A 26496-nucleotide genomic window follows, 5' to 3' on the forward strand; every position below is an offset into this window, starting at 1 on the left:
GGAGTGCTTAGTTGGAGCCGTAGTTGGGTGCCTCCACCGTCATCTGGATGTCGTGCGGATGGGATTCCTTCAGCCCTGCCGAGGTGATGCGGACGAACTTGCCCTTGGCCTTCAGTTCGGCGATGGTGCGCGCGCCGGTGTAGAACATGGTCTGGCGCAGACCCCCGACGAGCTGGTGGGCCACCGATGCCAGCGGCCCGCGGTAGGCCACGCGACCCTCGATCCCCTCGGGGATCAGCTTGTCGTCCCCGGTGACGTCGGCCTGGAAGTAGCGGTCCTTCGAGTACGAGGTGTTCTTGCCGCGCGTCTGCATGGCCCCCAGCGAGCCCATGCCGCGGTAGGCCTTGAACTGCTTCCCGTTGACGAAGATCAGCTCGCCCGGGGCCTCGGCGGATCCGGCGAGGAGCGAACCGAGCATCACGGTGTCCGCGCCGGCCACGAGGGCCTTGCCGATATCGCCCGAGTACTGCAGGCCGCCATCGGCGATCACCGGGACGCCCGCAGGAATGGCCGCCTTCGCGGATTCGTAGATGGCGGTGACCTGGGGAACACCGACACCGGCCACGACGCGCGTGGTGCAGATGGACCCGGGTCCCACGCCCACCTTGATGCCGTCGGCACCGGCGTCGATCAGGGCCTGCGCGCCCTCGCGGGTGGCGGCCTGCCCACCGATGATGTCGACGTGCGCCACCGACGTCTCGGCCTTGAGCTTCGCGATCATCTCGAGGACACCGGCACTGTGGCCGTTCGCCGTGTCGACGAAGAGGGCGTCGACGCCGGCGTCCACCAGCGCCATGGCGCGCTCCCAGCCGTCACCGAAGAAGCCGATGGCGGCACCGACGCGGAGGCGTCCGTCGTCGTCCTTCGTGGACAGCGGGTACTGCTCGGCCTTCGTGAAGTCCTTCACGGTGATGAGGCCGCGGAGCACGCCCTCGCCGTCGACCAGGGGCAGCTTCTCGATCTTGTTCGTCGCGAGGAGGCCGATCGCGTCGTCGCCGCTGATGCCCACGCGCCCGGTGACCAGCGGCATCTTGGTCATCACGGTGTGCACGAGGGTACGGGGGAAGTCACGCTCGAGGACGAAGCGCGTGTCGCGGTTGGTCACGATGCCGAGGAGCCGCCCGGAGTCGTCGACCACCGGGAGGCCGGAGACACGGTAGTGCCCGCACAGCGCGTCGAGTTCCTGGAGCGTGGCGTCGGGCCCGATGGTGAGGGGGTTGGAGATCATCCCGGACTCGCTGCGCTTCACCCGGTCCACCTGGTCGGCCTGGTCCTGGATGGAGAGATTGCGGTGGATGACGCCGAGGCCGCCCTGCCGGGCCATGGCAACAGCCATGCGGGACTCGGTCACGGTGTCCATCGCCGAGGAGAGCAGGGGGGTCCTGACCGTGATGCGCCGGGAGATGCGCGAGGACGTATCGGCCTCCGACGGGATGACGTCGGTGTGACCGGGGAGCAGAAGGACATCGTCGTAGGTCAGGCCGATGAATCCGAAAGGGTCGTGGGTCTCGTTCTGGCCGGACTGCTGGCTCACTGATACGCCTCTTTCGGTGTTGCCCGATCTGGGTGGGTGGGGCCTGCGGCGAGCTACGCCTGCGGCCATATCAGTCTAGAACGCTCTGCGAAGCCACCCTATTTCCGGCCGGTTCCTGCCCTGGGCCGTCGCCCCTCCGGCCCGGCCCGTTCCCGCCGCGGGCCGCCGATCCGGCGGTTCCCGGCGGAAGCACGTACTCTTGAGAGGAGTATCTCCCGGCGGATACCCGGGACCATCTGAGTCCGATCGCCGGGTCTGCCGGCCTCGACGACACAACGTCGATGAGCCCCCTGACCCGCTTCGGCTCATCAACGAGGGAATGCTGATCTGTGAATAAACGACCTGCTGCACTGAAAGCACCACGGGAACTGGCCAAGGGAGCCATGCGCATCGTCGCACTCGGTGGGATCGGTGAGATCGGCAGAAACATGACCGTCTTCGAGTTCGACGGCAAGCTGCTGATCGTCGACTGCGGTGTCCTGTTCCCCGAGGACCACCAGCCGGGGATCAATGTCATCCTTCCCGACTTCTCCTACATCCGCGAGCGTCTCGACGACGTCGTCGCGGTGGTCCTTACCCACGGGCACGAGGACCACATCGGAGGTATCCCCTACCTGCTGAAGGAACGCGCCGACATCCCCCTGATCGGATCGCGACTCACACTCGCGTTCATCGAGGCGAAGCTCAAGGAACACCGCATCACTCCGAAGACCATCCAGGTCAAGGAGGGCGACCGCCGCACCATCGAGGGCTTCGACCTGGAGTTCGTCGCCGTCAACCACTCCATCCCCGACAGCCTCGCCGTCGCCATCCGCACCGCGGCCGGCATGGTGCTGCACACGGGCGACTTCAAGATGGACCAGTTCCCGCTCGACCGCCGCATCACGGACCTCGGGGCCTTCGCCCGCCTGGGTGCTGAGGGCGTGGACCTGTTCCTCACGGACTCCACCAACGCCGATGTGCCGGGCTTCACCACCTCCGAGAAGGACCTGGCGCCCGCCATCGACGCCGTGTTCCGTACGGCCCCGCGCCGCATCATCGTCTCCAGCTTCGCGAGCCACATCCACCGCATCCAGCAGATCATCGACACCGCGCACCGGCACAAGCGCAAGGTGGCCTTCGTGGGCCGCTCGATGGTGCGCAACATGACCATCGCGGCAGACCTCGGGTACCTGAACATCCCGCAGGGGCTGCTCGTCGATTTCAGGAAGCTCGAGCGCAGCGACGACCACAAGGTGGTCCTGATCTGCACCGGCTCGCAGGGTGAGCCGATGGCGGCCCTGTCCCGCATGGCGAACAAGGACCACGCCATCCGCATCAGCGAGGGCGACACGGTGCTGCTGGCCAGCTCGCTGATCCCAGGCAACGAGAACGCCATCTACGGGATCATCAACGCGCTCACCGAGATCGGCGCGAACGTGGTGCACAAGGGCAACGCGAAGGTGCATGTCTCCGGGCACGCCAGCGCGGGCGAACTCGCCTACTGCTACAACATCGTCAAGCCGCGCAACGTCATGCCCGTGCACGGCGAGTGGCGTCACCTGCGCGCCAATTCGGAGATCGCCGTCTCCACCGGCGTCGATCCCCGCAACGTGGTCATCGCCCAGGACGGCGTGACCGTGGATCTCGCCCGCGGGCGTGCCACGCTCTCGGGCAAGGTGGACGCCGGCCTCGTGTTCGTGGACGGCGACAGCGTGGGTGGCATCACGGAGGAGGACCTGCGCGAGCGCCGCCGCCTGGCGGAGGAGGGTGTGGTCACCGTCCTGGCGATCATCGATCCCGACAACGGGGACATGGTCGAGGCCCCCGAGTTCTTCACGAAGGGCTTCTCCTGCTCCAACGAGGATCTGGACAAGGCCGGCGCCGCCGTCGAGAAGGCGCTGCGCGACGCCGCGTCGAACCGTCAGGGTGGCCGCAAGCAGGATCCGGAGGAGATCATCGAGCGGGCCACGTCCAACTGGATGCGCCGCTTCTACAACCGGCAGCCCGTGGTGACGGCGATCGTCGTCGACGCCTGATTCCCCAGCGTTTCCGCGTAACACGAAGCTCCGGCACCCGTGAGGTTGCCGGAGCTTCGTCGTGCGGGTCCTGCTGTCCGGATCCGTCCTGCGAGCGCTGCTGTCGGGCCGGGTCATCGATCCCACTCTTCGGGGAGCTCCCGTGGGAGCGAGTCCCCTTTCCCACATCCCATTGTCCGCAGGTGGGATCCAAGGGTCCGCCCACTTCAATCAGCGCCTCCATCCCCCTGGTCAGGCACCATGAGGGGGATCGAACGGATCTCCGGCCCCGAGTCTCCTCCTGGCATACAAGGAGCTCGACATCGCATGCTCTGCGCCCGAGCGTGAGCACGCTCGGCGGCCAGAACGCTTGATCCCACTGACCGGGCCCCTGCAGAGGGGATGATTCGTCCTGCCCACTGGTCAGCGCCGAACAACGGGAACGACCGGCGAAACCCCACCGTGCACGCGCTCCCTCCCCACCATCCACCCGCGACCAGCGGGAACGACGGCGAGCCCCTGCCTTGGACGCGTTACCGCCCCACTGTCGACCTGCGAGCAGTGGGAACGACGGCGAGCCCCTGCCTTGAGCGCGCTCCTTCCCGACATTCAGCTGCGACCAGTGGGAACGACCACCGCTTCCCACTGGTCAGCGCCGAACAACGGGAACGACCGGCGAAACCCCACCCTGAGCGGGCTCCCTCCCCACGATCCGCCCGCGACCAGCGGGAACGACGACGAACCCCTGCCTTGGACGCGCAACCTCCCCACTATCCACCTGCGACCAGTGGGGACGACCGGCGCTGCCCACTGGTCAGCTCCGACCAGCGGGAACGACCGCAAACGTCCAGCGCGCACGCACCCCCTACCCTGCACGCTCCTCCCCACACCCCCGAACACAGCAGCACCCCGGCTCCAGAGAACCGGGGTGCTGCTGCATTCAGTTACGCGGGACGAGCCCTGGCGTCCTAGTGCGAGTGGCCGTGGCCTTCGGCGTCGGACTCCTCGGGCTTCTCCACCACGAGGGTTTCCGTGGTGAGCACCAGTGCCGCGATGGAGGCTGCGTTGCGCAGAGCGGAGCGCGTCACCTTCACCGGGTCGATGATGCCGGAATCCACGAGGTTCTCGTACTCGCCGGTCGCGGCGTTGAAGCCGTGACCCACCTCGAGATCGGAGACGCGGGAAACGACGACGTAGCCCTCGTGCCCGGCGTTCTCGGCGATCCAGCGCAGCGGCTGGGCGAGGGCACGACGCACGAGACCGATGGCCGTCGCGGCGTCGCCCTCGAGTGCCAGGACGTCGGGGTCCGTGTCCAGCGCCTTGCCTGCATGGACGAGCGCGGAACCGCCACCCGCCACGATGCCCTCTTCGAGTGCTGCGCGCGTGGAGGACACGGCGTCCTCGATGCGGTGCTTCTTCTCCTTGAGCTCCACCTCGGTGGCAGCGCCGACCTTGATGACGCCGATACCGCCGGCGAGCTTCGCCAGGCGCTCCTGGAGCTTCTCGCGATCCCAGTCGGAATCGGTGCGCTCCACCTCGGCGCGGATCTGCGCCACGCGGTCGGCGACGTCGGACTCGCTGCCCGTGCCGTCCACGATCGTGGTGGCGTCCTTGGTGACGGTGATGCGGCGAGCCGAACCCAGCACCTCGAGGCCCACCTGGTCCAGCTTCAGACCGAGATCGGGCGAGACGACCTGCGCACCCGTCAGCGTGGCGATGTCCTGCATCATGGCCTTGCGGCGGTCACCGAAGCCCGGAGCCTTGACGGCGACCACGTTCAGGGTGCCGCGGATCTTGTTGACAACGAGGGTGGACAGCGCTTCGCCCTCGATGTCCTCGGCGATGATGAACAGCGGCTTGCCGGCCTGCAGGGCCTTCTCGAGCAGCGGCAGGAACTCCTGCAGCGAGGAGATCTTGCCGGAGTTGATGAGGATGAGCGCGTCCTCGAGGACGGCTTCCTGGCGCTCGGCGTCAGTCACGAAGTACGGCGAGAGGTAGCCCTTGTCGAACTGCATGCCCTCGGTGAGAACCAGTTCGGTCTGCGTGGTGGAGGACTCCTCGATGGTGATCACACCATCCTTGCCGACCTTCTCGAAGGCCTCCGCGAGGAGGTCTCCCACTTCGGTGCTCTGGGCGGAGATCGACGCGACGTTGGCGGTCTGCTGACCGACGACCTCGCGGGCGTTCTCCAGCAGGCGCTTGGCGACGGCCTCGACCGACACCTCGATACCGTGCTTGAGCTGTCCGGGTGCAGCGCCGGCGGCCACGTTGCGCAGGCCCTCCTTGACGAGTGCCTGCGCCAGGACGGTCGCGGTGGTGGTGCCGTCACCGGCGACGTCGTTCGTCTTGGTGGCAACTTCCTTGGCCAGCTGTGCGCCGAGGTTCTCGTACGGGTCGTCGAGCTCGACCTCGCGGGCGATCGTGACGCCGTCGTTCGTGATGGTGGGGGCGCCCCACTTCTTGTCGAGCACGACATTGCGTCCACGCGGGCCCAGCGTCACCTTGACGGTGTCGGCGAGCTTGTCCACGCCGGCCTCGAGGGCACGGCGGGCGGCGTCGTTGAATTCCAACTGCTTTGCCATTGTTGGTTCCTTTCAGGCTTGTGCAGCAAGAAAAACCCCGGCCAGTGCGACCGGGGCTCTTCTCAGGGGCTACTACTTGACGACGATGGCGAGGACGTCGCGGGCGGAGAGCACGAGGTACTCCTGGCCGCCGTTCTTGACCTCGGTTCCGCCGTACTTCGAGTAGATGACGACGTCGCCCTCGGACACGTCGATGGGAACGCGGTTGCCGTTGTCGTCGATACGACCCGGTCCGACGGCTACGACCTCGCCCTCCTGGGGCTTCTCCTTGGCCGTGTCCGGGATGACGAGGCCGGAAGCAGTGGTCTGCTCGGCTTCGAGGGGGCGGACCACAATGCGATCCTCAAGGGGCTTGATAGAGACCGACACTCGGGCTCTCCTTTGCGTTCGATTCCAATGGAGTAAAGGCCTTCGGGCTGGGCGTGTACCGTCGTCGCGGTGCCGGTGAACGCTGCCCTCGCAGGCTGGCACCCACAAGGAGCGAGTGCCAACTCCGACTGTATGCAACGGCTGGCACTCGGTCAAGGTGAGTGCCAGCCAGTAGACGACGACGCCGGCGGGCGGCCGATGACAGCGGCCGGTCGGCGGGCGGACGCCGGGAGCAACAGCTGCGTCCCCTAGGCTGACCGGATGGCAACGGAGAACATCGCGGACATCCTCACCCCCGAGGGCTGGGAGCTGCTGAATTCGCTCGGGCCGTACGACGAGGCGGACAGCATGAGGCTCACCGCCCAGCTCCGCAAGGCCGGCCACGCGCCGCTGGCCGTGGCCGCAGCCCTCACCCAGTCGCGGCTACGGGCGCGGGCCACGGCCAAGTTCGGGCCGTTCGCGGAGCGGATGGTGTTCACGGAGGCAGGCCTGGAGCAGGCCACTCGCCTCGTCGTCACCGCCCGCCACGCGCGCCGCTTCGTCGACGCCGGCCTTCTGCGGATCGCGGATCTGGGGTGCGGCCTCGGCGCGGACAGCATGGCCCTGGCCACGCTCGACCGTGAGGTCACCGCCGTCGAACTGGATGAGACGACCGCCGCCGCCGCGACCATGAATCTGCTGCCCTTCCCCAACGCGCGCGTGGTCAACGCCGACGCCGCCGCGGTGGACACCGCGGAGTACGACGGCGTGTGGCTGGATCCGGCGCGGCGGACCACGACGACGTCGGGCACCTCCCGGCTCTTCGATCCGGAGGCCTTCTCGCCGCCCCTGTCCTTCGTGCAGGACCTCGCCGCGACGGGCAAGCCCGTGGGCGTGAAGATGGGCCCGGGAATGCCGCACGACGCGATCCCCGCGGACTGCGAGGCACAGTGGGTCTCGGTGGATGGCGCCGTCACCGAGGTGGCCCTGTGGTTCAACGCCCTCCGGCGGGACGGCGTCCGCCGGGCAGCCCTGGTCCTGGGGGCGCGGAACGCTGCGGAGCTGACATCGGCCGCGGACTTCGGAGCCGGTCCGACGGCGGCGATCGGGGCGCCGGAGGACTATCTCTACGAACCCGACGGCGCCGTCATCCGTGCCGAACTCGTTGCCGACCTCGCGGCGCAGCTCGGAGGGCATCTGCTCGATCCGATGATCGCGTACATCTGCGCGCCCTCGCACATCGACACCCCGTTCGCCCGCGCCTACAAGATCCTCGAGGTACGCCCCTTCAATATGAAGGCCCTGAAGGCGTGGGTCCGCGCGGAGGGGATCGGGGTCCTCGACATCAAGAAGCGCGGGATCGCCGTCACTCCGGAGGAGGTACGAGAGAAGCTACTCGCGGGGTCGGGCAAGGGCCGCAGGAAGGCGACGCTCGTGCTGACCCGGGCGGGCGACGAACGCCTCGCGATCGTGGTCGAGCCCGTTCCTTCCGGATGAGCGGGCCACACGGCCGCCGAACCCGCAACCCGGGCGGCGCGTGTGCGCCCGGTGCGTAAGGTTTCCTAGACTGGGAGGTCATCCCACCCGACGGAAGGCAGGTCCATGGCGGACGACACGAGAAGCAGTGAGGTGCGCCGCGGCGTCCTCTTCGACGTCGACGGCACGCTCGTCGATTCCAACTACCTGCACACCATCGCGTGGTGGCAGGCCTTCCGCCGCTTCGGACACGACGTCCCCATGTCCGGGATCCACCGGGCCATCGGCATGGGCGGGGACAAGCTCGTCGCCCATCTGCTCGGCGAGGGTCGCGATGCCGACCAGGACATCGAGATCGACTCCACCCACGGCGCCATCTTCTCCTCGTTCTGGCCCTCCCTGCGCGCCTTCGACGGAGCTGCCGAGCTGGTGCGCCGCTGCGCGGACGACGGCCTGGTGGTCGTCCTCGCCTCCTCGGCCTCGCAGGACGACGTCGATGCGAACCGCGCCGTCATCGACGCGGACGACGCCATCACCGCGGCGACCACCACCGACGACGCCGGGAACAGCAAACCCTCCCCCGATATCCTGCAGGCAGCGCTCGACGCCGGCGGCCTGGAGGCCGCGAATGTCGTCTTCGTCGGAGATGCGGTCTGGGACGTCATCGCCGCCTCCGAGCTGGGGATCCCCACGATCGCCCTCGCCTCCGGCGGAACCGGCGAGGCCGAACTCCGGGACGCCGGCGCCACCCTGGTGTACAGGGACATCCGGGCACTGCTGGATGCGTTCGACGACGGCCCCCTCCACGCCCTGATGGCGTCGGGCGGAGCGTCGTGACCTTCCGCCACCTCGGCTGAGACCGGAGGACGGGATGGGCGGGAAGCAGCCGGGACCGGGCGGCACGCCGGCTCTCACCGCGCTGACGGCAGCGCGGATCCCGTTCACCGTTCGGCCGTACACGCACGAGGACGGGGCGCCGTCGTACGGGCTCGAGGCCGCCGCGGCGCTCGGCGTCGAACCCGCCCGTGTCTTCAAGACCCTGATGACGAGCGTTGACGGCGCGCTCGTATGCGCCGTCGTGCCCGTCAGCGGGTCGCTCGAGCTGAAGGCGCTCGCCGCCGCGCTCGGCGGGCGGAAGGCGTCGATGGCAGACCCGGAGACAGCACGGCGTCGGACCGGGTACGTGCTCGGTGGGATCTCACCGATCGGACAACGGCAGCACTCCCCCGTCGTCGTCGACGCATCCGTTCTCGATCACGCGACGGTCTTCGTCTCGGGCGGGCGGCGCGGCCTGGACATCGAGCTCGCGCCGACGGATCTGGTCGCCGTCACCGGTGCGCGGGTCGCGGCGATCGCCGGACCGTAGCGCGTGCTCCCGCGATAGGGTGACGTGCGTGGAACTCACCGAAGGCGCCCTCCCACGGCAGGCCGAAGCGCTCGCGCTCTACGACGCGGTCGGCTGGACCGTCTACACACGCGACCCGGACCGCCTGCAGCGCAGCCTGGCCGGATCGCACCTGGTACTGACGGTGCGCGACGACGACGGCTCGCTGCTCGGACTGGCCCGGACCGTCTCAGACGACGAGTCCATCTGCTATCTCCAGGACATCCTCGTGCACCCCGACGCACGGCGGCGCGGTGTGGGCCGGGCGCTGGTGCTCCACGTGCAGCAGCGCTACCGCCACTGCATGTTCATCGCCCTGAGCACCGATGCCGGGACCACGCCCGACGCCGCCCTGTCCCACCCGTTCTACCGGTCGCTGGGTTTCAGTGCACACCCGGAGCTGGGACTGGCAGCCTTCGGCTACCGACCCTGACCGTCCCCGCGGATGCCGCGCGCCAACCGCCCAGGGACATCCAGGACCCAGGGGCACCCGAAGAACGGGTCAGGCGTCCATCCGCACGGCCCCGCCCGAGACGGTGAGCCCACCGGCTCCGGGGATCGCCACGGTGATCACGGAGGGGCGACCGACGTCGAACCCCTGGTGCACCGTCAGCACGGCGGGCGGTGCGAGCTCACCGCGTTCCCGGAGATACGCTCCGAGCGCCGCCGCAGCGGATCCGGTTGCCGGGTCCTCGCGCACGCCTCCGGGCGGGAACGGATTGCGGGCCTCGAAGACGTCGGGCGCGAGCCGGTGGACGACGGCGACCGTGGCGCCCCAGCCGTGGGTGGCCATGAAAGACTTCAGCCCGGCGTAGTCGTAGTCGAGGGCATGGAGCACGGCGGCGCTGCGCACGGGCACGATGGGGTGGATGTTGCCGGCGAAGGCGAGCATCACCGGCAGGTCGGCGCAGAGATCGGCCTCGTCCAGTCGCAACTGCCGGAGGAGATCGGTCCGGACGGCGTCGTCGATCACCCCGACCCACGGTTCCACCGTGACGAGAGAGGCGACGAGACCCTGACCGGTCTGCTCCGTCCTGAGTTCCAGCTGCCCCACGGGTGTGGACAGGATCAGGTCTCCCGGCCCCTCCCGCTCGGCGAGCGCGACGCCGGTCGCGATGGTCGCGTGCCCGCAGAACGGGATCTCGGCCTCGGGCGCGAAGTAGCGGACCGTGGCGTGGCCGGGACTCCGCGCCGTGATGAACGCGCTCTCCGCATAGCCCAGATCGGCGGCGATGACCTGCATCCGCTCCGACGTGAGCGCTCCGGCATCGAGGACGATCCCGGCGGGGTTGCCGCCGTCGGGCCTGTCGGTGAACGCGGCGTAGCGGAGGATCTCCATGCGGTGATGCTACCGGCGTCAGTCGTCCGGCCCGGAGCTCTCCACCAGCGCCGGGTCTCCGGGCCGGGTGCTGGTGCTCCGGTTGATGAGCCAGGTGATGGCCCAGAGCACCACGCCGATGACCATGAGTCCACCGGCTATCTGGTACTGGATGACGTCGCGTCCCACCCAGGGCCCGGCGAGGAAAGCACACAGGACCGCGGCGACGATCGGCATGGGTCCGGGGGAGGTGAAGAACACCTTCCTGTTCGGGTCACGCTTTCCCCGCAGCACCACGCAGGCGATGTTCACCACCGTGAAGACGCACAGCAGGAGGAAGGCTGTGGTGCCCGAGAGATTGGCCACGATATTGCTCTCCGGGTCGCTCGTGACGTAGACGATCAGGGCGAGGGCGAGGACGGTGGAGAAGGCGATGCCGGCCCAGGGCGTCAGCCGCACCGGCAGGACCTTGCCGAGCGGACGGGGCAGGATGCCCTGGCGCGCCATCCCGTAGATCAGCCGGCTCGCCATGAGCATGTTGATCAGGGCGGTGTTGGCCACGGCGAAGACCGCCAGGAACGGGAAGATCTTCTCGATCGGGAAACCCGGGGAGCCCTTCTGCACCACCTCGAGCAGGGCGGCGCCCTCGGAGGCACGGATCCCCTCCAGCTCGGTGGGGCTCAGCACCGTGACCACGGAGATGGCGACCAGCATGTAGAACACGACGGCGATCCCGAGGCCTGTCAGCATGGTGCGCGGGAAGATCCGCTCGGGGTTCTTGGTCTCCTCCACCATGTTCACGGAGTCCTCGAACCCGACCATCGCGAAGAAGGCGATGGAGGTCGCCGCGGTCACCGCGAGGAACAGTCCCTTGTCCTGCAGATCCGAGAACACGAAGACTTCGCCGACGTTCCCGTTGCCCTGCGCCATCGCGTAGAAGCCGACGCCGATCACGATGCACAGCGCCGTCATCTCCACCAGGGTCAGCACCACGTTGAACTTGACGCTCTCCCCGACGCCGCGCAGATTGACGACGGCGAGCAGCAGCATGAAGCCCAGCGCCACGAGGGTGATCACGCCCTGCCCGGGCACCTCCATCCAGCCGTTCACCTCGAGCCCACCGAAGAAGTTCTGGGCAAGGACGTTCGCCGACGTGGACGCACTGGTGATCCCCGAGCAGACCACGGCGAAGGCCACGAGGAACGTGACGAAGTGGATGCCGAAGGCCTTGTGCGTGTACAGCGCCGCGCCGGCGGCCTGCGGGTACTGCGTGACGAGTTCCAGATAGGACAGGGCGGTCATGGTCGCCACGATGAACGCGAGCAGGAACGGGAGCCAGACGATCCCCCCGACCGTTCCGGCCATGGTCCCGGTCACCGCGTACACCCCGGCACCGAGGATGTCTCCCACGATGAACAGCAGCAGCAGCTTCGGTCCGAGGACCCGTTTCAGCTCCGGTTCACCGGTGGCGGCCGGTGATTCGGATGCCCGGTCGGCAGAAGTACTCATGCTCGCCCCTCCCCTACGTTTTCCACCACACTGTGGACCTGTTCCGCGCCCATGGCAAGGTTCCGCGCATGGCCTGCCCGGCCACCGCACGCCGTCGGGCGCTATCGGCCGCCCCCGCCCGGTGATCCGCTGCCCTAGGCTTGCCGGATGAGTCCCACACCCCAGGCCGGCGATCAGCTCCGATCGGAGCTGGGCTCCGCACGGCGGGCGGCCACGTCGGATCAGGACTGGCAGTCCTTCGAGGTACGCGTCGAGGCGGAGTTCCCACGCCTGCAGCGGCTCTTCCACACCCTGTACGGCCCGGAGGCCGACGGCGAGCTCCTGCGGGTGGTCCTCGACGCGGCGGCCTCCTGGCAGGAGAGGCCCGCGGACCTCAAACACCTCGACACACTGCGGGCCATGGCTCCGGACTGGTTCCAGTCGAACCGGATGCTCGGCGGCGTCTGCTACGTGGACCTGTTCGCCGGGGATCTGGCAGGTCTGCGTGAGCGTATCCCCTACTTCCGCGAGCTCGGCCTGACCTATCTGCACCTGATGCCGCTGTTCCTGGCACCCGAGGAGAACTCCGACGGCGGGTACGCGGTCTCCAGCTACCGCGCCGTGGACCCACGGCTCGGCACCATGGACGATCTAGCGGACGTCGCGCGTGAACTCCGCGGGAACGGGATAGCCCTGGTGGTCGACTTCGTCTTCAACCACACCTCGGACGAGCACGAGTGGGCACGGCGTGCTCTGGCGCAGGACCCGGAGTACGCGGACTTCTACTGGATCTACCCGGACCGCTCCAAGCCCGATGCGTTCGAGCGGACGGTGCGGGAGATCTTCCCCGACGACCACCCCGGCTCCTTCGTGCCCTTGGAGGACGGCCGCTGGGTCTGGGCCACCTTCCACTCGTTCCAGTGGGACCTCGACTACCGTAATCCCCGGGTCTTCCGCGCCATGGCCGGCGAACTGCTGTTCCTCGCGAATCTCGGCGTAGACGTGGTGCGCATGGACGCCGTCGCCTTCATCTGGAAGCAGCTCGGCACCAGCTGTGAGTCCCTTCCGGAGGCCCATCTCCTGCTGCAGGCCTTCAACGCCGTGTGCCGGCTCGCGGCACCGTCCCTCCTGTTCAAGTCCGAGGCCATCGTCCACCCGGACGAGGTGGTGCAGTACATCGACCCCGACGAATGCCGGCTCAGCTACAACCCCCTGCAGATGGCCCTGATCTGGAACTCGCTCGCCACCCGGGACGTCTCCCTGCTCAGCCAGGCCCTCGAACGCCGGCACGGGATCCCCGAGGGTACGGCGTGGGTCAACTACGTGCGCAGCCACGACGACATCGGATGGACCTTCTCCGACGAGGACGCCGCCGACCTCGGGATCGACGGCCACGACCACCGCCGGTTCCTCAACGCCTTCTACGTGGACCGCTTCCCCGGCAGCTTCGCCCGCGGCATCCCGTTCCAGGACAACCCGCGCACCGGCGACGCGCGCATCTCGGGCACGACGGCGTCCCTGGCCGGGCTGGAATCCGTTCCCGACGCCGGAGCCGACGGCGCCGGGGTGGCCAGGGTGCTCCTGGCCCACGCGATCATCCTCAGCACCGGCGGCATCCCGCTGCTCTATCTCGGCGACGAAGTGGGCCAGCTCAACGACCACACCTACCTCGCGTATCCCGCCAAGGCAGCGGACAGCCGCTGGGTGGGCCGTCCCGCCTACCCGGAGGACCGCTACGCGGAAAGGACGGACCCCACCACGGAGGCGGGTGCCATCTTCCGCGGGCTCATGCACCTCATCGACGTCCGCACGCAGACTCCCGAGTTCGCCGGAGGACGCCTCCTGCCGTTCCATACGAACAACCCGCACGTCCTCGGCTACCAGCGACCCGGGCTGCTCGACGGCGAGGACTCCACTGTGGTGGCCTTCGCCAATGTCGCGGACACCGCACAGCACCTCAGCGCCGAGACCCTCTCCGGCCTGCCGGAGACGGCGTGGGAACTCATCGGCGGCGAGCGGGTGTTCCTGCGGACGGGCCTGAGGCTCGAGCCGTTGGGTGTCCGCTGGCTCAGGATCTGACCCCGGTGCAGGGAAGGCACCCGGTCACTGCCTGCGTGAGAACTCCCCCGCGGCCCGGACCTGCTCCGGGGTGGGTCGGTGACCCGTGTAGAGCACGAACTGCTCCTCGGCCTGCAGGGCCACCACCTCCGCACCCGTGATGACCGGTGTCCCCCTGTGCCGTGCGGCGAGGACGAGCGGGGTCTCCGACGGGGAGGCGACGACGTCGAACACCAGGCGGGCTGCCTCGATGGCGTGCTGCGGGAAGGCGACGACGTCCGCGTCGTCGCCCTCCATGCCGAGCGGCGTGACGTTCACGAGCAGATCCGCCGTCGACTCCCCCACCTCCGCCTGCCAGTCGAAGCCGTAGAGTCCGGCGAGCGCCCGGCCGGTGCGCTCGTTGCGGGCCACGAGCACCACGCTGTGGAACCCGGAATCGCGCAGCGCCGCGACGACGGCCTTGGCCATCCCGCCGGAGCCGCGCACGAGCACCGAGTGCGTGCTCGGGACGGCATGCTCACGCAGCAGGCGCGTCACGGCCAGATAGTCGGTGTTGTAGGCGGTGAGGACGCCGTCGTCGTTGACGATCGTGTTGACGGAATCGATGGCCCGCGCGGACGGATCGAGGTGGTCCACCAGGGCGATCACGTCCTCCTTGAACGGCATGGAGATGGCACATCCGCGGATGCCCAGCCCGCGCACACCAGCGATGGCCGCAGCCAGATCCGTCGTGCTGAACGCCTTGTAGACGTAGTTGAGCCCCAACTCCTCGTAGAGGTAATTGTGGAAACGGGTCCGGATGTTGCTGGGCCGTGCGGCCAGCGAGATGCACAGGGTCATGTCTTTGTTCAGGATGGGCACGGACCCATTCTGCCCCGCCGAAGTGCTCATACCGCACTAGTGGCGACCCTTCTCCGGCCCTCCGAGCAGGTCCTCGTGGTAAGGGGGCCTATCCGCCACCGGCAAGGAGATGACGCTCTCAGGTCCACCATCATTCGAGCCGCCCATATGACCCGGCCGCGGCATGTCCTCGATGAACTGTGTCAACTGTGCTTGATGAATTCCCCAGATCCGGCGAACCTCGCGGACCGGCTCACGGTTGTCGTCCACCCGTAGATCAACAGTGGGGTATCCGCGATCGGTCAGTACCAGAACTGCCGCGGACTGCCTCCCACGGAAGTCGCCGCCAGCCGATTGGCCCGCCTCGAGAGCCAGCACCAGCCGTTCCGCAAGCGGGAGTCCCTCCGTCGATTCGTATCGCTCAGCCATCGAGCCGAGCACTTCTTCACCGGTCAGCATGTTGCCCAGGACGAGGTGGTCCGTCGCGATGATCTGACCGCTCCACCCGGTACAACCGGATCCCGTGAATCCCTGCGGTCGACCGATGAAGGGCATCCAGCCGAGTTGCCTGATCTCCTTCTGCGGGTCGGCTGCGACCACGGAGGTGAAGACGGACTCCGCCGCGTCCTCGGACGGCATCCGGTCCAGCACACCAGACGCCAGGTAGGGGTTGATGAATGACTGTGTCGTCATCACCCCGACATCGCGCTTCCACCGCAGGCACAACCCGCCTACACATGGGATGGCTGTCGATATAGCCACCCCCACCGAACCACTGTCGACGCATCGACCGAGAATCGAAAATGTCACAGCAGGACCTTCCTACCAGAGCAGGTTGCGCTTTTTCTCATGGAAGAACGCAATGATGATTGCTATGAAGGTCGACAAACTGCCGACAACTCCGAGAACAATAAGGGCAAACCAGACAACGAATGGAATAGTCAATTCTATGGACCTCTCTCTTGGTGCTGAACAGCAGATGTCGTGCCTCAGACCTCAGGGGAGGTGCTGACGTGTTCCGATTTCGATAGAGGAACCCAGTCACGCATGGTCCGGAAATCGAAGTGCTTGGGCCAGATCCAGCTGGTCAGGAGGGTTCCGATCGTAGCGATCGCGAATGAGACGACAGCTCCCTGCAGGTCTCCCGACGCCCAATCAGGGAATGTGAACATGGGAATCTGGAAGAACAGCAGGTCCATACTCCCGCCTCCATAGAAGACGAGGCCGGTCGCTATCGCGACGATTATGCTGCAGAACGCACCCGTTGGATTGACCCGTTTGAAGAAGGCACCGACCACGACCGGTGTCAGATAGGCGGCATTGATGATGCCCAGCCAGATGAGCAGGGATAAAAGTGTCGACGGTCGTTGGAGCGCGGTCGCGATAGTGATCAGCGCGATGACAACCGTTCCGATTCGACCAGCCGACAGAACCTGTCGATCCGTAGCGTTGCGGTTGATGACGTTGTTGTAGATGTCATTCATGAAGATGCCGGCCACACCGTTCATCAGCGCTGCCATCGTGGAGGCCAGCGCCGCCCAGAGGAGAGCCAGGAAGAACACTGACCCGAGCGAGCCGGCCAGATTGGAGACCACCTCGGGAGCAACGGAACTTGGGCCACCCGGAAGCTCCATATCGGAGCCTACGGCGACAAAGGCAAGGGTACCGGTGGCGATCGGCACGAAGATCCAACCGATCCCCGCGAAAATGAAGGTCTTCTTCAGTACATTCGCGCGCAATGCAAAAGCTCTCTGCCAGAAGGTGTTGTCCATGAAGACCTCCCCCGCGTAGATCAGCGGAATGACGCACAGAAACAGCAGTCCGGCGGGATTGTCCAGCCGCAATGTCTCCGGCGCGAGAGCAATCATCCCGTCGTACACCTCGCGGGGATTTGCCTGCCAGTAAATGAGGGCGGGGAAGATGAAGACGAGAACCATGATCAGCATCGATTGAAGGAAGTCGGTGCTCAGGACCGACATCATGCCGCCGATCGACACGTAGGTAAGAACGATGCCGACCGTAAGGATGACTCCGACAGCGAAGGGGATACCGAAAATGGTCTCCAGAATAATACCCGCGGCCATGCCCTGGGTCAGCAGCCATCCCAGATCCCATACCAGCAGTGCGATGAGGAAGAGCCAGTAGTTCTTGCCGTCGTACCTGAGACGGAAGAAGTCGCCGACCGTTCGTCCGGCGGGCAGGATCTTCTTCAGGCGGGCGGCCAGCGGAGCAAATGCCATCACTGCGACCCCGCCCCCGACTGCATAGCCGAGGACACCGAGGACTCCGTAGGTATAGCCGCTTTCCGGCGACGCGAGGATGGTGTTCCCGGTGACCCATGTTGCAAGGATGGTAGCGCTGCCGAGCGCCAGGCCGACTTGACGACCCCCTACAAGATAGTCGTCTGTGCTCGATACGCGTTTACTGACCTTGAGGCCGGCATAGATCCAGGACGCGCCCAGCACGACGATGATGACGATACCGAGGACCTGGAAATTCACTCCGACCGCCCCTCATCAGGAGTTTCGATGGCCTCGACCTCGTCGAGCCACTCGTTCTTCGTCACGGCCTGACCCAGCGCAATCATGATGAAGAGCGTGACAAGACACAGCACTCCTCCGAGCGCCCATGCGTATTCCGGTATCATCGTTGCTCTCCTAGGCAGGTGTGTGCGTTGTGTAGGTCTCAACTCGCCGATTGAGCAGCGGATCGTTGAACTCGTTCCACTGCCTGGAGTCTCGGGCTTCGCCCGGTTTTATCTCCGCGTACAGGATCTCTTGATGGACCGGACTGGCGGGACCGGCAAGGTGCCATCCCGTATATCCGGTGATCACGCTCTGTCCGATGAACTCCTGGCCCCGCTCGGTGCCCACCCGGTCGGCTGCAACGATGTAAAGCCCGTTCACATGTGCGCTGGCTTGACACAGGATGGTGGCCATTGCCTTCTCCCCGGGTGCCTGCCCCGGGATCGGAACCCAATTGGTCGGAACGCAGAGGACGTCGGCGCCCTGCACGGCGAAGGAACGTACCGCTTCCGGGAACCATCCGTCGTAGCACACCATCATGCCGATGGTGCCCAGCTCGGTTCGGAATACCGGGTGATTGCAGTCGCCCGGCTCGAAATACTTGTTCTCATTGTTCCAGAGGTGGTTCTTCCGGTAGTTGCCGATCACTCCCTCCGGGCCGATCAGCACGGACGAGTTGAAGTAGGTGCCGCCACTGTTCTCCGGGTAGCCGGCCACCATCCATACGTTGTTCGCCCGACAGAAAGCGGCCCATGTCGAAATGGTCCTACTGTCGCTGAGGTCTTCCGCGCACGCTGCGACCTCTTCCTTTGACTGGAACACGTAACCGGAAGAGCACAGTTCCGGGAAGACGAGGAGTTTGGCGCCATGAGCGACAGCTTCCTCTCCCAGGCGCAGCAGCTCGGTGACGTTCGATTCGACCTCTCCGATTCGAGGTTCCATCTGCACCGCCGCAGCGATGAAGGATCCACTCATGACAACATCCTTTGCAAACGATTGCGTACTGTGAGAAAAGTAAAACCTATGACCCGAGTCACAGTCAAGAACTTTCGCGAGTACGCCATCGGCTGACTTCGCTCTCATGGAGCCGAAACGCCAACCACTCAGGGCCCCGGGGCCAGTGGGCCGCCGAATCTGCCGAGCGCATCACCGACTAAGAGGCAATCGTTTGCACATGAGAACAATCCGAGGTCGGTAGTGGAAGGACTCCGAGCCGGTCACTGCCATCTCTGGTACCGCACGCGTCCTTTCTGCTGGCGAGACCGGCGGCGTGCTGCCGCCTCATCTGCCCGGGCTCAGCCGTCCTGGCCTACAGCACTTCGCGGTTCGGCCTCGAGGAACCCTCGTCCCGCGCCCGGCGCTCGAGGACACCTGACCGGTACAGCGCGCCTCGGACGCCGCGGTCTCATTACACTTGAGCTCGGTCCTCCTGCGACGGCGCACTCCAGAGGCCTGATCCCCCACCACCGCACGCCTCGTCCCAGGAGCCCACCCGTGACTATCGATTTCGCGCAGTCCGCGCAATCCACGCTCGGTGTCGAGTGGGAGCTGGCCCTGGTGGACCCCTCCACCGGCGAGCTGGTCTCGGTGGCCGACCAGGTGCTCCGCGGGGTCAGCGCCAACCATCCCGAGCTGCAGGAGGACGAGGAACACCCGCATATCAAACAGGAGCTCCTGCTGAACACCGTGGAACTCATCACCGGTGTGTGCTCCACGGTGGGCGAGGCGAAGGACGACCTGGCCCGCTCGCTCGCCGCCGTCCGGGAAGTCACCGATCCCATGGGGGTCGACGTCTTCTGCGCGGGCTCACATCCCTTCAGCTCACCGAAGGATCAGCAGGTCACCGACAGGGAGCGATACGCGAAACTGATCGACCGCACCCGGTGGTGGGGACAGCAGATGGTGATCTACGGCGTGCACGTCCATGTGGGACTGGATCGTCGGGAGAAGGCGCTGCCGGTGGTCGACGGGCTGATGAACTACGTGCCGCACTTCCAGGCGCTCTCGGCGTCGTCGCCGTTCTGGGGTGGCGAGGACACCGGCTACGCCTCGCAGCGAGCCCTCATGTTCCAGCAGCTGCCCACTGCGGGTCTTCCCTTCCACTTCGACGACTGGGCCGGCTACGAGTCCTACGTGCAGGACATGTTCACCACGGGGGTGATCGACTCCATCAGCGAGATCCGCTGGGACATCCGTCCGGTCCCCAATCTCGGCACCGTGGAGATGCGGGTGTGCGACGGGCTCTCCACCCTGCAGGACGTGGGCGCCGTCGCAGCACTGACCCAGTGTCTCGTCCAGGAGTTCTCCGACACGCTCGACGCCGGAGGGAGCATCCCCACCATGCAGCCGTGGCACATCCAGGAGAACAAGTGGCGTGCCGCGCGGTACGGTCTGGACGCCATCATCATCCTCGACGCCGCCGGCAACGAACAGCTCGTCACCGATCATCTCGCCGAGGTGCTCACCCGACTGGAGCCCGTCGCCCGGAGCCTCGGCTGCAGCAGGGAACTCGCGGATGTAGAGGCGATCATTCAGCGTGGCGCCGGGTACCAGCGCCAGCGTCGCGTCGCGGAGGAGAACGACGGCGATCTCCGCGCAGTCGTTCTCGACATGGTGGAGCAACTGCGCGGGTAGCACTCGATGCACCGCGCCAGCACTGGCCGGAGGGGCGACGTTCTGCCGGTGGTCAGCCGCGCTGCGCAGCCCGGTCCTGGAACCAGTGCATCAGCTCCCGCAGTGTCGCGAGGGAGCGCTGCGGGTCCTCCTCGTCCTCGATGTCGGAGAACGAGGTCCGGTAGCCGGGGATCTCCTCGAGCCGCAGGTCGGTCGCCGGCTCGAAGGCCATGGTCCACTCGGGGAACTGGCGTTGGTCGATCGTCTCCTGGAACAGGACGCGGACGTCCAGGTGGCGGGGATCCGCGGCGATGACGGACATGCGCTCCCGCAGGACATCGCTGGGGCCCTCGATGACCTGCAGGAAATGCCCGCCGCCGTAGATGAGCATGCCGGTCAGCTGGGAGCGGGCATTGTTCTTCCGGCTGAGCTCCAGCAGGGCAGCGAGTTCCTCGTCGCCGAACGGATAGGCGGCACTGCTCGCATAAACGATGGACAGCAGGTCATGGGGAAGGGTGCTCACACCCCCAATTTACCGGCCACCGGCCGCACTACCCAGACCTCATCCCCTCGCTGCCCTGCCGGGCGCTCCTCGCGGCCGTCGGATCCTACGACCCGTGCTGCCCTCGGCCATGGCGTGCCACAAGATCCCGGACCGCCCCGAAGAGCGGATGCCCTGCATCGAGGCCCGTGATCGACGTCGTGGCTTCCGCGGGGTCCTGGGTCGCCAGGATCTCGGCCAACGCAGCGACCTCCGGATCATCGGGGGCCGAGAAGGACAGGGCGGCTTCCATGGCTCCGAGGAGAGCCTCGGGATTCATTCCCCGCTCCGCGAGCCCCGCCGCCGGGGCAACGAAACGCTCGCTGCGACCGAGCTTGCGCAGCGGAGCCCTGCCCACACGTACCACGGTGTCGGGCAGGTGCTGGTTGCTGAAACGGTGCAGGATCTTCTGCACATACGCTTCCTGCTCCCCCGCGTCGAAGCCGTGTCTGGCCACGAGGAGTTCCTTGGTCTCCCCGAGCACCGCCCGGACCCTGGACGCGACGGACTCGTCAGCCATCGCATCGGCGATCTTCTCCGCACCGGCCGCGTAACCGAAGTAGGCGGCCGCCGCGTGCCCCGTATTGACGGTGAAGAGCTTGCGTTCGATGTAGGGCGCGAGGTCGTCCACCCAGGTGACTCCCGGGATGTCGGGGGTACGGCCGCTGAACGGCGTCCGGTCGATCACCCATTCGAAGAAGGTCTCCACGGTGACGTCGAGACCCTGGCCCTCGGCCTGGTTGGGGACGATCCGGTCCACCGCGGTGTTGGCGAACACAGCGCGGGCGGCAAGATCCAGGGCGGCGCCGTCGTACGTATGCTCGACCTCGCGGTGCAGGAGGTCCGTGGCATTGATGGCGTTCTCGCACGCCATGATCTGCAGGGGTTCGAGCTCCCTGTCCCGGCGGGCGATCGCGCGGGCGATGACCGGCGCGAGGAACTTCAGGACGCTCGGACCCACGGCGGTCGTCACGATGTCGGCCGTCGCGATCTCCGCTATGACCTCCTCCTCCTGCGAGCGCGAGTTCAGGGCGCGGTAGTTGTCGACGGTCCTCGTGGTCGGATCCTCACCGACCTCGTGGACCACATAGCTGGGCGTCGAGGCCAGCTGACCGATCAGTGCGTCCGCGACATCGGCGAAGACCACCTCGTACCCTGCTTCGTGGAGCAGGAGCCCCACGAAGCCGCGGCCGATGTTCCCGGCACCGAAATGCACAGCCTTCATCAGGCATTCACCTTTCCGAAGAGGGCCAGGACCTCGTCCACCGTCGTCGCCTCGTCGAGCCTGGCAACCTGCTCCTTGTCGGAGAACACGCGGGCGATCGCGGACAGGATGGACAGGTGCTCGTTGTTGATGCCTGCGACGCCGACCACGAACTTGACCTGCTTGCCGTTCCAGTCGATGCCTTCGGGGTAGCGGATGATCGACACCGCCGAGCGCTTGATGAGATCCTTCGCAGCATTGGTGCCGTGCGGGATCGCGAGGAAGTTGCCCATGTACGTGGGGACGGAGAGTTCGCGCTCGTGCATGGCCGCGACGTAGCTGGAATCGACGGCGTCGCGGTCCACGAGCAGTCCACCGGCTTCGTCGATCGCGTCCTTCTGCGTGGTCGCCCGTCCGCTGAGGATCACGCTCTCCTCGGCGAGGACGTCCCGGCCGGCTCCTGCCTCGCCAGCCGCGTCCGCCTCGGCGGCAACAGCGGCCGCCGTGGGAATCTGCGGATCGATCCCGCTATCGGCTGCGGCACTCGCCCGGACCAGCTCCACGATCTCCTCGTAGCGGGGGCTGTTCATGAAGTTGTCGACGGAGACGTGCGTGGCACTCTGCGTCAGGGGTTCCGCGCGTGCGGCGAGATCCTGGTGCGTCACCACGACGTCGTAGTCGTCCTTCAGATTGGCGATGGCCAGGTTGGTGACCTTGACGTCCGGGAACCCGGCAGCCTTGATCTTGTTGCGGAGCACGGAGGCGCCCATCGCCGAGGAGCCCATGCCGGCGTCGCAGGCGAACACGATGTTGCGGATGGGACCCTCCGTCGCGGAGGAGGACTGGAAAGTGCCGGCGACGGAGCTCTTCTTGCCCTTGAGGCCTTCCATCCTGGTGGCAGCGGCGGCGAGGTCGCCGTCGTCCTGGTTCTTCCCGGTCTTCAGGATGACCGACGCGACGAGGAAGGACACCGCCGTGGCGAGCACGACCGCCAGCACGACTCCTACATAGCTGTCGCGGGAGGACTGCGCGAGGACGGCGATGATGGACCCCGGAGCGGCTGGTGCGACGAGCCCGGCATTGGTGATGCTGAGTGTTGCGATACCCGTCATGCCGCCTGCGATCGCGGCCAGGATCAGCAGCGGGCGCATGAGCACGTAGGGGAAGTAGATCTCGTGGATACCACCGACGAAATGGATGATGGCTGCACCGGACGCCGAGGCCTTGGCGGCACCACGACCGAAGAACATATAGGCGAGCAGGATGCCGAGGCCCGGACCGGGGTTGGCCTCGAGCATGAAGAGGATGGACTTGCCCTCCTCCAGTGACTGCTGCACACCCAGCGGCGTCAGGACACCGTGGTTGATGGCGTTGTTGAGGAAGAGCACCTTTGCCGGCTCGATGAAGATGCTGGTCAGCGGCAGCAGACCGTTGTCGACGAGGAACTGGACCACGTTGCCCGCGCCGGTGCTGAAGGCCTCGACCAGCGGGGAGACACCGAAGAAGCCGATGAGAGCGAGGACCGCACCCCAGATCCCTGCGGAGAAGTTGTTGACGAGCATCTCGAAGCCGGGGCGGATCTTGCCGTCCCAGATCGCGTCGATCTTCTTCATGGTCCAGCCGCCGAGCGGGCCCATGATCATGGCGCCGATGAACATGGGGATACCGGCTCCCACGATCACACCCATCGTCGCGATGGAACCCACTACGCCACCGCGCACGTCATGGACCATGCGGCCGCCGGTGTAGGCGATCAGGAGGGGTAGCAGGTAGGTGATCATCGGCCCCACGAGGCCTATGTTCGCCACACCGTCGGTCTCGCCGAATCCGCCGAGCTGCGGAACCGGGAGCCAGCCGGCCTCGATGAAGAGCGCGGTGACGATACCCCAGGCGATGAAGGCACCGATGTTCGGCATGATCATGCCGGAGAGGAAGGTCCCGAATTTCTGTACGCGGACCCGGACGCTGGATCCGGTCTTCGCTTCGACTTGTGTTGCCACGTTCTTTCCTTACCGTTGTCCCCGCACCTGTGTGGGGAGGGATGGATGAGCGGGATGGATCAGCTTCCCGACCTGCTGGAGATCCGGTGGAGCCATTCGAGGAACAGCTTGAGTTCCGGACCGGAGAGCTGATCGGGGTGGGAGGACTGCAGCGCGGCGTTCAGTGCGATGGCTGCCACCACCACAGCCGGTGTCCCCTCGGTGTCGGTCACGGGATCGGCCTCCGAATCCGTGGCCACAGCCGAGAGCACGGCCTCGCGGGTCATGACGGACAGTTCCAGACTCCGTTTCTCGGCCGTCTCCGAGATGAGCATGAGTGTGACGCCGATGTTCGCGGCGAGGATGCTGCGTGCTGCCTCGTGCGGCGTGACCACGAGTCGGGACGCTGCAGCAGCGCGGCGCAGCACCTCCTCGAGGAAGGCCTCCGCCGTGGCCACCGTCGAGGGCCTCCGTTCGGGGCGGATGTTGCCGAACATCACGAGGTAGAGCTGAGGATGGTCGAGCCCGAACTGCACGTGGTTGTCCCAGTGCCGCCGGAGATCCTCGATCGGCTGTCCGGATGCGGGGATACTCCGCTCGGCGGCGAGATACTCGGCGAAACCCTCCGCCACGACGGCGTCGAACAGGCCCTCCTTGTCGCCGAAGTGGTGATAGAGGGTGGGTGCGGTCACCTTGGCGGCTTCGGTGATCTGTCGGGTGGAGACGGACGCGCCGTCGGATTCGGCAAGCAGCGCCGCCGCCGCCCGCAGCAGCCGAAGTTTCGGCGCCGGGTCGCCCGTGGATTTCATGGCTGTTACGGTAGCACCTATAACGGCGCTATATGAAGTGGGTCACACAAATTCCTATGACACAGGGCACAATGATCATGGACCGCGAGCATCACCGGCAGGGAAACGAGGACATTCGATGAGCAATTTCGCAGGTGTGGGAGTCAGCCCCGGACGAGTGATCGGGCCGGTGCGCCATATGGCGGAGGCGGTCGGCGAACCGCCGGCCGATGAGCGCAACGATTCCCCGGAAGCAGCCTCCGAGTCCCTTGCGGCGGCCTCGAAGGCCGTCCAGGAGGAGCTCAAGCGCCGGGCGGCGGCCGCGACCGGCGACGCGCGGGCGGTCCTCCAGGCCACCTCCCTCATGGCGGCTGATCCGATGCTGCTGAAGTCGGCGAAGAAACTCATCGCCAAGGGCGTCTCCGCGGAACGAGCGGTCTGGGAGGCAGGCGCATCCGTGGCGGAGATGCTGCACAACCTCGGCGGGTACATGGCGGAGCGCACCGCTGATGTGCTCGATGTCCGCTCCCGTCTCGTCGCCGAGCTCCGCGGATTGCCCGCACCCGGTATCCCCTCCTCCACCACGCCCTTCGTCCTCATTGCCGAGGACCTGGCCCCGGCCGACACCGCCACCCTCGATCCGGCCATGGTCCTCGCCCTCGTCACCTCGGGCGGCGGACCGCAGTCCCATACGGCGATCATCGCCCGCGCCCTGGGGCTCCCGGCCGTCGTCGCGGCGTCGGGGGTGGACGGTATCGAGGAGGGTGCATCTGTCTTCGTCGACGGCGCCGCCGGCACCATCGCCCTCGACCCCGGGGCCGACGAGGAAGCCGCTGCGGCGGAGTACCGGGCTGCCGCCGAGGCGCTCACGGTGTTCGACGGCGTGGGCATCACCGCGGACGGGCACGAGGTCCCGCTTTTGGCCAATGTGGGCGGAGCGAAGGACGCCGTGAAGGCTGCGGCGGCCGGGGCGCAGGGTGTGGGTCTGCTGCGGACCGAGTTCTGCTTCCTGGGACGCGACACCGAACCCACCGCGGAGGAACAGATGGAGGCCTACCGCGGGGTGTTCGACGCCTTCCCGGGCAAGAAGGTGGTGGTGCGGACCCTGGATGCGGGTGCGGACAAGCCCCTGCCGTTCCTCACCGACACCACCGAACCGAATCCCGCCCTCGGCGTGCGGGGCTATCGCACAGATCTCACGTCACCGGGCGTCCTCGCGCGTCAGCTCATGGCCATCGCCGATGCCGCGGCGCAGGCCACCGCCGATGTCTGGGTCATGGCACCCATGATCTCCACCGCGGAGGAGGCAGCGGATTTCGCCGCCCTGTGCGCGACGGCGGGCCTGCGGACACCCGGGGTCATGGTGGAGGTCCCGTCGGCGGCCCTCACGGCGGAGGCCATCCTCACGGAGGTGTCCTTTGCGAGCCTGGGGACCAACGATCTCACGCAGTACACCATGGCGGCGGACCGCCAGCTCGGCTCCCTGGCCGCCCTCAACAACTCGTGGCAGCCGGCGCTCCTGCGCATGGTGCACCTCACGGTGGAGGGATCCCTTGCCGAGGGGCACGCCAAGCCGGTCGGTATCTGCGGTGAGGCGGCCGCGGATCCCGCGCTCGCCGTCGTGCTCGTGGGGCTGGGTGTCTCGACACTGTCGATGACCCCGCGCGCCCTGGCCGGTGTGGGCGCCGTCCTGAACAGTGTCACGCGGGCCGACGCCGAGCGCATCGCCGGCATAGCGCTCGCGGCACCGACCGCCGCCGAGGCCCGGGCCCGCACGCGGGCGGAACTGCCGATCCTCGAGCAGCTCGGCCTGTAGCGGCA

The 26496-nt window shown here is 66.9% G+C and carries 22 protein-coding genes; 8 read left to right on the top strand and 14 right to left on the bottom strand.

The genetic code is table 11. From position 1 onward, the window contains the following. Positions 1-7 precede the first annotated feature (7 nt). The gene (gene guaB / locus FQ377_RS00215) at positions 8-1603 is read right to left on the bottom strand and encodes an IMP dehydrogenase (protein ID WP_395858449.1); all 1596 of its coding nucleotides are present in this window, start codon (positions 1601-1603) and stop codon (positions 8-10) included. Between the two features lie 314 nt (positions 1604-1917). Between guaB and FQ377_RS00220 the strand changes: the two genes are divergently transcribed. Further along, entirely contained in the window at positions 1918-3552 is a 1635-nt protein-coding gene (locus FQ377_RS00220; RefSeq protein ID WP_148599259.1) for a ribonuclease J, read from the top strand. A 947-nt stretch (positions 3553-4499) separates the two neighbouring features. On the opposite strand, the gene groL is transcribed toward FQ377_RS00220, so the two are convergent. Together groL and groES are read right to left on the bottom strand one after the other, a co-directional pair. Then, positions 4500-6113 carry a chaperonin GroEL gene (gene groL / locus FQ377_RS00225; protein WP_148599260.1) on the bottom strand — a complete coding sequence of 538 codons (1614 nt, stop codon included), beginning with the start codon at positions 6111-6113 and terminating at the stop codon, positions 4500-4502. A gap of 72 nt (positions 6114-6185) precedes the next feature. Continuing rightward, positions 6186-6482 (bottom strand): co-chaperone GroES, encoded by a 297-nt coding sequence (groES, locus tag FQ377_RS00230; RefSeq protein WP_148599261.1) that lies wholly within the window; start codon positions 6480-6482, stop codon positions 6186-6188. A 261-nt stretch (positions 6483-6743) separates the two neighbouring features. Between groES and FQ377_RS00235 the strand changes: the two genes are divergently transcribed. From FQ377_RS00235 to FQ377_RS00250, 4 genes are all read left to right on the top strand, one after another. Further along, positions 6744-7958, top strand: coding sequence for a class I SAM-dependent methyltransferase (locus FQ377_RS00235; protein WP_148599262.1), 1215 nt, complete (start codon positions 6744-6746; stop codon positions 7956-7958). 105 nt (positions 7959-8063) lie between these two features. Beyond that, a complete protein-coding gene (locus tag FQ377_RS00240; protein ID WP_148599263.1) occupies positions 8064-8774 on the top strand; it encodes an HAD family hydrolase in 711 nt (236 codons plus the stop codon). A 34-nt stretch (positions 8775-8808) separates the two neighbouring features. Next, on the top strand, positions 8809-9303 hold the full coding sequence (gene ybaK / locus FQ377_RS00245; RefSeq protein ID WP_148599264.1) for a Cys-tRNA(Pro) deacylase: 495 nt from the start codon (positions 8809-8811) through the stop codon (positions 9301-9303). A gap of 28 nt (positions 9304-9331) precedes the next feature. After that, positions 9332-9754: a GNAT family N-acetyltransferase gene (locus FQ377_RS00250; RefSeq protein WP_148599265.1), complete on the top strand. Its 423-nt coding sequence runs from the start codon at positions 9332-9334 to the stop codon at positions 9752-9754. A gap of 69 nt (positions 9755-9823) precedes the next feature. Here the strand turns inward: FQ377_RS00250 and FQ377_RS00255 are convergent, their stop codons facing one another. Together FQ377_RS00255 and FQ377_RS00260 are read right to left on the bottom strand one after the other, a co-directional pair. After that, positions 9824-10660: a PhzF family phenazine biosynthesis protein gene (locus FQ377_RS00255; protein WP_148599266.1), complete on the bottom strand. Its 837-nt coding sequence runs from the start codon at positions 10658-10660 to the stop codon at positions 9824-9826. An 18-nt stretch (positions 10661-10678) separates the two neighbouring features. Beyond that, a complete protein-coding gene (locus FQ377_RS00260) occupies positions 10679-12148 on the bottom strand; it encodes an APC family permease (protein WP_148599267.1) in 1470 nt (489 codons plus the stop codon). 147 nt (positions 12149-12295) lie between these two features. Between FQ377_RS00260 and FQ377_RS00265 the strand changes: the two genes are divergently transcribed. Beyond that, positions 12296-14206 carry an alpha-amylase family protein gene (locus FQ377_RS00265; protein ID WP_148599268.1) on the top strand — a complete coding sequence of 637 codons (1911 nt, stop codon included), beginning with the start codon at positions 12296-12298 and terminating at the stop codon, positions 14204-14206. Positions 14207-14230: 24 nt separating this feature from the next. Here the strand turns inward: FQ377_RS00265 and FQ377_RS00270 are convergent, their stop codons facing one another. From FQ377_RS00270 to FQ377_RS00285, 5 genes are all read right to left on the bottom strand, one after another. Beyond that, complete coding sequence (locus FQ377_RS00270; RefSeq protein WP_262364184.1) at positions 14231-15046, bottom strand: shikimate 5-dehydrogenase; 816 nt, start codon at positions 15044-15046, stop codon at positions 14231-14233. A 36-nt stretch (positions 15047-15082) separates the two neighbouring features. After that, on the bottom strand, positions 15083-15835 hold the full coding sequence (locus tag FQ377_RS00275; protein ID WP_148599269.1) for a DUF1028 domain-containing protein: 753 nt from the start codon (positions 15833-15835) through the stop codon (positions 15083-15085). Positions 15836-16014: 179 nt separating this feature from the next. Further along, positions 16015-17526 (bottom strand): sodium:solute symporter family transporter, encoded by a 1512-nt coding sequence (locus FQ377_RS00280; RefSeq protein WP_148599270.1) that lies wholly within the window; start codon positions 17524-17526, stop codon positions 16015-16017. Then, positions 17523-17672, bottom strand: coding sequence for a hypothetical protein (locus FQ377_RS14740; protein WP_187393199.1), 150 nt, complete (start codon positions 17670-17672; stop codon positions 17523-17525). Before FQ377_RS14740 ends, FQ377_RS00280 begins: the two co-directional genes overlap by 4 nt. A 10-nt stretch (positions 17673-17682) precedes the next feature. Then, complete coding sequence (locus tag FQ377_RS00285) at positions 17683-18525, bottom strand: nitrilase family protein (RefSeq protein ID WP_222861814.1); 843 nt, start codon at positions 18523-18525, stop codon at positions 17683-17685. Positions 18526-19044: 519 nt separating this feature from the next. Here FQ377_RS00285 and FQ377_RS00290 point away from each other — a divergent pair. Beyond that, complete coding sequence (locus FQ377_RS00290) at positions 19045-20184, top strand: glutamate--cysteine ligase (RefSeq protein WP_148599271.1); 1140 nt, start codon at positions 19045-19047, stop codon at positions 20182-20184. Between the two features lie 52 nt (positions 20185-20236). Here the strand turns inward: FQ377_RS00290 and FQ377_RS00295 are convergent, their stop codons facing one another. The 4 genes from FQ377_RS00295 to FQ377_RS00310 form a co-directional block, all read right to left on the bottom strand. Next, the gene (locus tag FQ377_RS00295; RefSeq protein ID WP_187393200.1) at positions 20237-20686 is read right to left on the bottom strand and encodes a BLUF domain-containing protein; all 450 of its coding nucleotides are present in this window, start codon (positions 20684-20686) and stop codon (positions 20237-20239) included. Between the two features lie 85 nt (positions 20687-20771). Beyond that, complete coding sequence (locus FQ377_RS00300; protein WP_148599273.1) at positions 20772-21929, bottom strand: mannitol-1-phosphate 5-dehydrogenase; 1158 nt, start codon at positions 21927-21929, stop codon at positions 20772-20774. After that, positions 21929-23908 (bottom strand): PTS mannitol transporter subunit IICBA, encoded by a 1980-nt coding sequence (locus FQ377_RS00305; RefSeq protein ID WP_148599274.1) that lies wholly within the window; start codon positions 23906-23908, stop codon positions 21929-21931. The genes FQ377_RS00300 and FQ377_RS00305 overlap by 1 nt, the downstream gene beginning before the upstream one ends. A gap of 59 nt (positions 23909-23967) precedes the next feature. Continuing rightward, on the bottom strand, positions 23968-24696 hold the full coding sequence (locus FQ377_RS00310) for a TetR/AcrR family transcriptional regulator (protein WP_148599275.1): 729 nt from the start codon (positions 24694-24696) through the stop codon (positions 23968-23970). A gap of 118 nt (positions 24697-24814) precedes the next feature. On the opposite strand from FQ377_RS00310, the gene ptsP reads away from it, so the two are divergent. After that, the gene (ptsP, locus tag FQ377_RS00315; RefSeq protein WP_148599276.1) at positions 24815-26491 is read left to right on the top strand and encodes a phosphoenolpyruvate--protein phosphotransferase; all 1677 of its coding nucleotides are present in this window, start codon (positions 24815-24817) and stop codon (positions 26489-26491) included. Positions 26492-26496: the final 5 nt, after the last annotated feature.

This window comes from Arthrobacter echini, assembly GCF_008107445.1.
Classification (GTDB): domain Bacteria; phylum Actinomycetota; class Actinomycetes; order Actinomycetales; family Micrococcaceae; genus Arthrobacter_D; species Arthrobacter_D echini_A.

What these genes read in the sequence shown, in the direction of transcription:
- groL (WP_148599260.1), bottom strand. Translation starts at nt 6,113, where the DNA reads ATGGCAAAGCAGTTGGAATTCAACGACGCCGCCCGCCGTGCCCTCGAG.
- FQ377_RS00265 (WP_148599268.1), top strand. Translation starts at nt 12,296, where the DNA reads ATGAGTCCCACACCCCAGGCCGGCGATCAGCTCCGATCGGAGCTGGGC.
- FQ377_RS00220 (WP_148599259.1), top strand. Translation starts at nt 1,918, where the DNA reads ATGCGCATCGTCGCACTCGGTGGGATCGGTGAGATCGGCAGAAACATG.
- FQ377_RS00310 (WP_148599275.1), bottom strand. Translation starts at nt 24,696, where the DNA reads ATGAAATCCACGGGCGACCCGGCGCCGAAACTTCGGCTGCTGCGGGCG.
- FQ377_RS00235 (WP_148599262.1), top strand. Translation starts at nt 6,744, where the DNA reads ATGGCAACGGAGAACATCGCGGACATCCTCACCCCCGAGGGCTGGGAG.
- ptsP (WP_148599276.1), top strand. Translation starts at nt 24,815, where the DNA reads ATGAGCAATTTCGCAGGTGTGGGAGTCAGCCCCGGACGAGTGATCGGG.
- FQ377_RS00255 (WP_148599266.1), bottom strand. Translation starts at nt 10,660, where the DNA reads ATGGAGATCCTCCGCTACGCCGCGTTCACCGACAGGCCCGACGGCGGC.
- FQ377_RS00300 (WP_148599273.1), bottom strand. Translation starts at nt 21,929, where the DNA reads ATGAAGGCTGTGCATTTCGGTGCCGGGAACATCGGCCGCGGCTTCGTG.
- guaB (WP_395858449.1), bottom strand. Translation starts at nt 1,603, where the DNA reads ATGGCCGCAGGCGTAGCTCGCCGCAGGCCCCACCCACCCAGATCGGGC.
- FQ377_RS00240 (WP_148599263.1), top strand. Translation starts at nt 8,064, where the DNA reads ATGGCGGACGACACGAGAAGCAGTGAGGTGCGCCGCGGCGTCCTCTTC.
- FQ377_RS00260 (WP_148599267.1), bottom strand. Translation starts at nt 12,148, where the DNA reads ATGAGTACTTCTGCCGACCGGGCATCCGAATCACCGGCCGCCACCGGT.
- ybaK (WP_148599264.1), top strand. Translation starts at nt 8,809, where the DNA reads ATGGGCGGGAAGCAGCCGGGACCGGGCGGCACGCCGGCTCTCACCGCG.
- FQ377_RS14740 (WP_187393199.1), bottom strand. Translation starts at nt 17,672, where the DNA reads ATGATACCGGAATACGCATGGGCGCTCGGAGGAGTGCTGTGTCTTGTC.
- FQ377_RS00285 (WP_222861814.1), bottom strand. Translation starts at nt 18,525, where the DNA reads ATGAGTGGATCCTTCATCGCTGCGGCGGTGCAGATGGAACCTCGAATC.